Origin of the sequence: Sphingomonas sp. 66-10, from assembly GCF_001897045.1 — a bacterium.
In the GTDB taxonomy this organism is placed as follows: Bacteria; Pseudomonadota; Alphaproteobacteria; order Sphingomonadales; family Sphingomonadaceae; genus Sphingomonas; species Sphingomonas lycopersici.
Map to the genome: position 1 here is coordinate 51,563 of NZ_MKRR01000152.1, position 7,692 is coordinate 59,254.

At 68.3% G+C, this 7,692-nt stretch carries 6 protein-coding genes; 4 read left to right on the plus strand and 2 right to left on the minus strand.

Annotation, left to right across the window (positions count from 1 at the left end; genetic code table 11):
• Positions 1–33 precede the first annotated feature (33 nt).
• Entirely contained in the window at positions 34–906 is an 873-nt protein-coding gene (locus tag BGN95_RS23740) for a proline racemase family protein (RefSeq protein ID WP_286774227.1), read from the plus strand.
• Here BGN95_RS23740 and BGN95_RS23745 read toward each other — a convergent pair.
• Entirely contained in the window at positions 869–2,359 is a 1,491-nt protein-coding gene (locus BGN95_RS23745) for a peptide MFS transporter (protein WP_179512663.1), read from the minus strand. The genes BGN95_RS23740 and BGN95_RS23745 overlap by 38 nt on opposite strands.
• 78 nt (positions 2,360–2,437) lie before the next feature.
• On the opposite strand from BGN95_RS23745, the gene BGN95_RS23750 reads away from it, so the two are divergent.
• Positions 2,438–3,451 carry an Ldh family oxidoreductase gene (locus BGN95_RS23750; RefSeq protein WP_286774228.1) on the plus strand — a complete coding sequence of 338 codons (1,014 nt, stop codon included), beginning with the start codon at positions 2,438–2,440 and terminating at the stop codon, positions 3,449–3,451.
• 131 nt (positions 3,452–3,582) lie between these two features.
• Here the strand turns inward: BGN95_RS23750 and BGN95_RS23755 are convergent, their stop codons facing one another.
• Positions 3,583–4,845: an NAD(P)/FAD-dependent oxidoreductase gene (locus tag BGN95_RS23755; protein WP_286774229.1), complete on the minus strand. Its 1,263-nt coding sequence runs from the start codon at positions 4,843–4,845 to the stop codon at positions 3,583–3,585.
• Positions 4,846–4,906: 61 nt separating this feature from the next.
• Here BGN95_RS23755 and BGN95_RS23760 point away from each other — a divergent pair, with 61 nt between their 5' ends.
• Both BGN95_RS23760 and BGN95_RS23765 read left to right on the plus strand, forming a co-directional pair.
• On the plus strand, positions 4,907–6,340 hold the full coding sequence (locus BGN95_RS23760; protein ID WP_286774230.1) for an amino acid permease: 1,434 nt from the start codon (positions 4,907–4,909) through the stop codon (positions 6,338–6,340).
• Between the two features lie 111 nt (positions 6,341–6,451).
• Positions 6,452–7,692: amidohydrolase family protein (locus BGN95_RS23765; protein WP_286774234.1), on the plus strand; the 1,241-nt coding region annotated here is incomplete at its 3' end.

Genomic DNA, 7,692 nt, shown 5'->3' on the forward strand with positions numbered 1-7,692 from the left:
CAGGCGCAGCACGATGCGTTGCGCCGCGCGCTGATGTTCGAACCGCGCGGCCATGCCGATATGTACGGCGTCATCCCGGTCGCCCCGACTCATCCCGAGGCGGTATTCGGCGCGCTGTTCACGCACCACGAAGGCTATAGCACGATGTGCGGCCACGCGACGATCGCGCTCGGCAAGTGGCTGGTGGAAAGCGGGCGGGTGGCGGCGACCGAGCCGGAGACGCGCTTCGCGATCGAGCTGCCGTGCGGGTTGGTGCGATTGTGCTGCACAGTGCAGGACGGGCGCGTCGTGCGCACCGCGTTCGACAGCGTCCCCGCCTTTCTCGCGCAGCGCGACGCGGTGATCGAGGTGGCGGGATTCGGCGCAATCACCTGCGATCTTTCCTATGGCGGGGCCTTTTACGCATTGCTTCCCGCCTCGCGCCTCGGGCTCGATTTCTTCGATACGCCGCTCGACCGGCTGGTCGCGGCGGGCAAGGCGATCACCGAGGCGGGGCGGCGCACGCTCAACATCGTCCACCCCGACGCCGCCGATCTCGGCTTTCTCTACGGGACGATCCTCACCGACGACGCGCCGCCGCCCGCGCCGAGCTACAATCTCTGCGTCTTCGCCGACGGCCAGGTCGATCGCAGCCCGACCGGCAGCGGGGTCACCGCGCGGATGGCCGCGGATCATGCGCGCGGGCTGATCGCGGCGGGGGTCGAACGGTCCTTCTCCGGCCCGACCGGCATCCCCTTCACCGCGACGGCGATCGGCGAGACCAAGGCCGGCACGATCCCCGCGGTGCAGGTGCGCGTCGCCGGGCATGCCAGCTTCACCGGCACCGCGACCTTCGCGATCGACCCGGCAGACGCGCTCGGCTTCGGCTTCACGCTCCCCGCAAGCTACGGCGCGCTACGACGCTGATCGCGACGACGGCGGCGCCGGCGATCACCGCGGTCCAGCCGACCGTCGCGAAGGTCTCGACCGCCGTCCCCCCGGCGCTGGCGCGCGCGATCAGCCCGGCGGTGAAATTCCCCGCCGCGGTGGCGAGGAACCAGGTGCCCATCAGCAGCCCCGCCATCTGCGGCGGCGCGAGCCGGGTCATCGCCGCCAGCCCGATCGGCGACAGGCACAATTCGCCCAGGGTGTGAAACAGATAGAGCAGCACGATGAAGATCAGCGGGGTCGGCGCCCCGCCCGCGCCGCGCGCGCCCGCGACAAGGATAAGGAAGCCGAGCCCCAGCAAAGCCAGCCCCAGCCCGAATTTGGTCAGCACCGCGGGCTCGCGCCCGAGCCGCGCGAGGCGCAGCCAAAGCCATGCCATCACCGGGCCGAAGATAATGATATGGATCGCGGTGAGCGACTGGAACACCGCCGCGGGCATCGCGATGCCGAACAGCCGCCGGTCGACGTGCCGCTCGGTATAGACGTTGAGCGACGATCCGGCCTGTTCGTAAAAGGCCCAGAACAGGATCGACAACAGGATCAGCACGAGCGCGAGGAAGATGCCGTTGCGCTCGGCCCTGGGCAGCCGGACCACCGCGGTGAACAGGATATAGCCGACGACGATCGCGCCCCCGGCACCGAGCGCGAGGCCGACGAGCTGCTGATATTGGATCAGCCACCACACACCCGCCACCCCGACGAGCCCGGCAAGATAGACGCGATATTCGCGGGTGATGCCCCAGCGTCGCTCGCCCAATCGCGCCCCGGCCGGCGGCCCGCCGCGCCCCATCAGCCAGCGCCGTCCCCACAGGAACACCGCGAGCCCGGCGAGCATCGCCACCCCCGCCGCGCCGAAACCCCAGCGCCACCCGATCGCCTGCCCGAGATAGCCCGCGACGATCGCCCCCAGCGCCGCGCCGCTGTTGATCCCGATATAGAAGATCGTGAACCCCGGATCGCGCCGCACGTCGGCGCGGTCGTAGAGATCGCCGACCAGCACCGAGATATTCGCCTTGAGGAAACCGGTGCCGGTGACGATCAGCGCCAGCGCCGCCCAGAACCAGCCGATCCCGCCCTGCGCGCCCTCCCCCTCGATCGCCAGCAGGATATGGCCGCATGCCAGAAGCACCCCGCCGTAAGCGACCGCCCTGCTCGCCCCGATATAGCGATCGGCAAGATAGCCGCCGATCGCCGGCGCCAGGAATACCAAAGCGGTATAGGAACCGTAGACGACATAGGCGCGGTCTTCGCCGAACCCCCAATGGCCGATCAGATAGAAGATCAGCAGCGCGCGCATCCCGTAATAGGAAAAGCGCTCCCACATCTCGGTGAAGAACAGCACGAACAGCCCGGCGGGGTGGCCGAGCAACGTCGGTCCGTCCACAGCGGGGACCGCGCCCGGATCCGTCGCGCTCGGGGCTGCTACCGTCATTCTTTCCCTTCCCTCGAATTACGTATACGATATACACATCGATCGCCGGAGCAATCCCGTAACCGACAGGAAGTGTGAATGGACGAGACGATCACCCTCTCGCTCGACGAGGTTCGCGATTTCGCCCGCCGCGTGCTCGCGCGGCTTGGGCTGTCGGCGCGCCAGATCGGGCCGGTCGCCGAAACGATCGTCGCGGGGGAACGCGACGAATGCGGCGCCCACGGCATCTATCGCCTGCTCAGCTGCGCGCAGACCATCAGCGCGGGCAAGGTCGCGCTCGATGCCGCACCGATGCTCCACGATACCGCCCCGGCGCTCGCGCGGGTCGACGGGAACCGCGGCTATGCCCAGCTCGCCTTCGAGATCGGGCGCCCGGTGCTGATCGAAAAGGCGCGCGCATGCGGCATCGCCGCGCTGGGGCTCAACAATTGCGTCCATTTCGCCGCTTTATGGCCCGAGGTGGAAGCATTGGCGCGCGCCGGGCTGGTCGCGTTCGCCTTCACCCCCAGCCACGCCTGGGTCGCACCCGCAGGGGGCACCCGCCCCCTGTTCGGGACCAACCCGATCGCCTTCGCCTGGCCGCGCCCCGCCGCCGACCCCTTCGTGTTCGATTTCGCGACCAGCGCGGTGGCGCGCGGCGAGATCGAGCTTCATCGTCGCGCCGGCAAGCCGATCCCGCTCGGCTGGGGCGTCGACCCCGAGGGCCAGCCGACCACCGATGCCGCGGCGGCGCTGGCGGGCGCGATGCTGACGTTCGGCGGGCACAAGGGATCGGCGCTGTCGGCGATGGTCGAGCTGATCGCCGGCCCGCTGATCGGCGACATGACGAGCGCGGAATCGCTCGCCGACGATGAAGGCACGCGCTCCTCGCCGCGCGGCGGCGAACTGATCATCGCGATCGACCCCGCCGGGTTCCTCGGTGCGGCGACGGCCGAGCATCTCGCGCGCGCCGAGCGGATCTTCGACGGTATTCTCGGGCAAGGCGCGCGGTTGCCGTCTCGGCGACGCTATGAAGCGCGGGCGCGGAGTCTGGCGAACGGGGTGACGGTCTCGCGAAAGCTGTACGACGATATCGCGAACTATCTCGACTAACGCCCCGTCCGCGAAGTAGCGACCCGTTCGCCCTGAGCTTGTCGAAGGGCTGCCTTCCTTCCTTGCGAAGAAAAGTGCAGGGCTTCAACAAGCTCAGCCCGAACGGGGAGAGGGCAAATGCATCCCCCGGGTCAACCGAAACGCCGCAGATCGAACGGCGCCAGATCCAGCCCCGGCGTCTCCCCCGCGATCAGCGCGGCGATTGCCTCGCCCGTCACCGGCCCGAGCGTCAGCCCGAGATGCTGATGCCCGAAGGCATAGAAGAGATTGGCCGCGCGCGTGCTCGCGCCGATCGCGGGTAGGTAATCCGGCAGCGTCGGGCGCGCGCCGATCCATTCCTCCCCGGGCAGCGCGAAGGGCAGCCCGAGCGCCGCAACATGATCGCGCAGCCGCGCCCATTTGCGCGGGTCCGCCGGGCGCGACACGCGGGAGAATTCGACGATGCTCGCCGCGCGCACATGGCCGCGGAACCGCGTGACGATCATCGAGCGATCCTCGAACACCAACGGCGGCATCTCCGCCGGCCATGTCGTCTCGGCGCTGCGGATATGATAGCCGCGCTCGGCGATCAGCGGCACGTGCAGGCCGAGCGGCGCCAGCAATTCGCCGGCACGCGCGCCGGTCGCGACCAGCACGGCATCGGCGCGCAGCAATGTGCCGTCGGCGAGCCTCACCGCCACCCCCGCGCCCTCGCGCTCCAGCGCAGTTGCAGCCTGAACCCGACGCACCCCGCCCAACGCCGTGAAGCGCCGGTCGAGCGCCGTCGCCAGCTCGCCCAGATCGGCGACCTGCCCGCTGCCGAGGAAGCGGATCGCCCCCGCGGGCCGCAATTTGGTCAGCGCGGCGATCTGCGCCATTTCCGCAGGAGTCACGTCGCGGAAGCGCGCCGCGCCGATATCGGTCGCCGCCCAGGCGGCGCGCCCCGCCGCCGCACTCTGCGGGGTTTCCCAGACGATGAAATGACCGTCCTCGACCAGCAGGTCGGCCGCGCCGGCGTTCGCCACCAGCCGCCGCCACGCCGGCAGCGCCGCCGCGAGCAGCGCGGCCAGCGCCGCCTTCCCGGCATCGAACCGCTTCGGCCGCGCCGCCGCCAGCAGCCGCAGCGAAAAGGGCAGCCACGCCGCAATGTCGCGCGCCGGCAGTGCCACCGCCCCGCCCCGGCTGAACAAGCGTCGCGGCAGGCTGCGCACCGTCCGCATGGACGCGAGCGGCTCGACCTGCTCGATCGCGATATGCCCGGCATTGCCCCACGATGCGCCGCGCCGCTCGGTCGCCGGATCGATCAGCGTGCAGGCCATGCCGCGCTCGAGCAACGCGATCGCGCTGCTCATCCCGACGATGCCGCCGCCGATCACCACCGCGCTCCGCGCTGCCGGCCGATTTTTATTTTGCATGGCTAAATATATAACGTATACGATTCATGTACAACGAACGATTGTATCGAGAGAAGCTGGATTGGCACAATTTCTACTTGGCCCGCGAAAGCCTTTTGCCGCGGCCGCCGCGCACCGCGAGGGGGAGCAGCTCCGCAAGACGTTGAGCTGGCCGCATCTGATCGCGCTCGGCGTCGGGGCGATCGTCGGCACCGGTATCTACACGCTCACCGGGGTCGGCGCTGACCGCGCCGGCCCCGCGGTGATCCTCGCCTTCGTCATCGCCGGCGCGGTGTGCGCCTGCGCCGCGCTCGCTTATGCCGAGCTGGCAACGCTGATTCCCACCGCCGGCAGTGCCTATACCTATTCCTATTCGGTGATGGGCGAGACGGTCGCATGGATCGTCGGCTGGAGCCTGATCCTCGAATATTCGCTCGCGTGCAGCACCGTCGCTGTCGGCTGGTCGGGCTATCTCGTCGGCTGGATCGAGTCCGCCGGAATCCATCTCCCCCCGATCATCCTCGGCGGCCCGCATGCCGGCGGCCTCATCAACCTGCCCGCCGCGGTCGTCGCGCTGGCGGTCGCCGGGCTGCTGATGGCGGGGACGCGCGAGAGCGCGACGCTCAATATCGTGCTGGTGGTGATCAAGCTCAGCGCGCTGGCGGCATTCGTCCTGCTCGCGCTGCCGGCGTTCAATGCGGGCAATATGGAGCCGTTCATGCCCTATGGTTTCGCCAGCGGGGTCGATGCCGCGGGCAAGACGCGCGGGGTGATGGCGGCGGCGGCGATCGTGTTCTTCGCCTTCTACGGCTTCGATGCGGTGGCCACGTCGGCGGAGGAGGCCAAGAATCCGTCGCGCGATCTGAAGATCGGGATCATCGGGTCGATGGCGGTGTGCACCCTGATCTACATCCTCGTCGCGGTCGCCGCGGTCGGCGCGGTCAATCATGCCGCGGTCGGCGCCTCGTCGGAGCCGCTGGCCTTCGTGCTGCGCACGCTCCACCACCCGTTCGCCGCCTGGGCGATCGCGCTTGCCGCGCTGGTCGCTCTCCCATCGGTCATCCTGGTGATGATGTACGGCCAGAGCCGGATCTTCTTCGTCATGGCGCGCGACGGCCTGCTCCCGCGCAAGCTCAGCCTCGTCTCGGCGCGCACCGGATCGCCGATGCTGATCACCGGGCTGACCGGATTGTTCGTCGCCGGGGTGGCGGGCTTCTTCAAGCTCGACGAGATCGCCGAGCTGGCCAATGCCGGCACGCTCCTCGCGTTCATCTCGGTCGCCGCCTGCATGATGATCCTGCGCAAGCGCGCGCCCGAGCTGCCGCGGGTGTTCGCCTGCCCCCAGCCCTATGTCGTCGGCACGCTCGCGATCCTCGGCTGCGCCTATCTCATCACCAGCCTGCCGACGCATACGATCACGCGCTTCATCGGCTGGAACGTGATCGGAATCCTGATCTATTTCGTTTATGGTCGCCAGCGCAGCACCGCTGGGCAGGCGACGCGCGCAAGCTCGTGACGCGGCACCGCCAGTCGATTTAAGTTTACGCCGGCCCTTCCGCTGAGGCGATGCCCGAGCCATGCTTATCCGGCGAAGGATTTTTTCCGAACCGGGGCAAGGAAACAGGGCATGAAGCGATTCTTTCTCTCCACCACGATGCTGATCGCGGGCATCGCGGCGCTGGGCAGCGCCTCGATCGCGCAGGATCACGACGAATGGGTGGCGGGGGGCGCGACCGGCGCGACGCCGGGGCCGGCCGGGCAATATGTGCCGGCGCCGGCGCGCAGCCCCGCGGAAAGCGTCGGGCCGTTTCGCAAATTGGTGATCCGCGGCGTCACGCTGATCGACGGCACCGGCGCCCCGCCGCGCGGGCCGATGGATATCGTGATCGAGGGCAATCGCATCACCGCGGTGATCCAGGCGGGCTGGCCCGGGCTGCCGATGAAAGCACAGCGCGAGCCGCGCGATGCCGATTACGAGCTCGACGCGACCGGCATGTACGCGCTGCCCGGGTTCGTCGACACCCATGTCCACGCCCCCGCCGCGGACAAGGCGCCCGACATGAGCTACGCCTATAAATTGTGGCTCGCGCACGGCGTCACCACGGTGCGCGGGGTGCCGCTGGCGCCTCCCGACATCGCCGGTTCGGAGAAGGATCGCTCGGCGGCGAACCAGATCGCGGCGCCGCGCATCTTCAATTATCAGACCCTCGGTGCGGGCTGGGCCGGCGGGGCGGTCGATTCACCCGACAAGGCGCGCGCCTGGGTGCGCTGGGCCGCGACGCACAACATCGACGGAATCAAATTCTTCAACCGGCCCGAGGAAACCCCCGCGATCATCGCCGCGGCGATCGACGAAGCGCATAAGAACAAGATGGGCACGCTGGCGCATCTCTCGCAGACCGGGGTCGCCAATTTCAACGCGCGCGACGCGGGCGACGCGCATCTCGACACCGTGACGCATTTCTACGGGCATCACGAAGCACTGCTGAGGGGCGCGACGATCCAGCAATTTCCGCTCGATTACAATTACAACAACGAACAGCATCGCTTCGGCGACATCGCCGAGATCTGGAACGAGGTCTATCCGCCCGAATCGCCCGAGTGGATGGACTATCTCCACCACCAGAAGGACAATGGCGTCATCTTCAACCCGACGTTCAATATCTATGCCGCGTCGCGCGATCTGATGCGCGCGCGCAATGCGGATTGGCACAACCGTTATACCACGCCGCAGCTGTGGAATTACTTCCAGTCGACGCGCGACAACCACGGCTCCTATTTCTACGACTGGACGACCGAGAACGAATTCGCCTGGAAGCGCTTCTATGCGAATTTCTTCAAGCTGATGAACGATTACAAGAATATCGG

Excerpts from the sequence above, each read along its gene's own strand:
- BGN95_RS23740 (WP_286774227.1), top strand. The coding sequence starts at position 34 with ATGTTCGAACCGCGCGGCCATGCCGATATGTACGGCGTCATCCCGGTC.
- BGN95_RS23755 (WP_286774229.1), bottom strand. The coding sequence starts at position 4,845 with ATGCAAAATAAAAATCGGCCGGCAGCGCGGAGCGCGGTGGTGATCGGC.
- BGN95_RS23750 (WP_286774228.1), top strand. The coding sequence starts at position 2,438 with ATGGACGAGACGATCACCCTCTCGCTCGACGAGGTTCGCGATTTCGCC.
- BGN95_RS23745 (WP_179512663.1), bottom strand. The coding sequence starts at position 2,359 with ATGACGGTAGCAGCCCCGAGCGCGACGGATCCGGGCGCGGTCCCCGCT.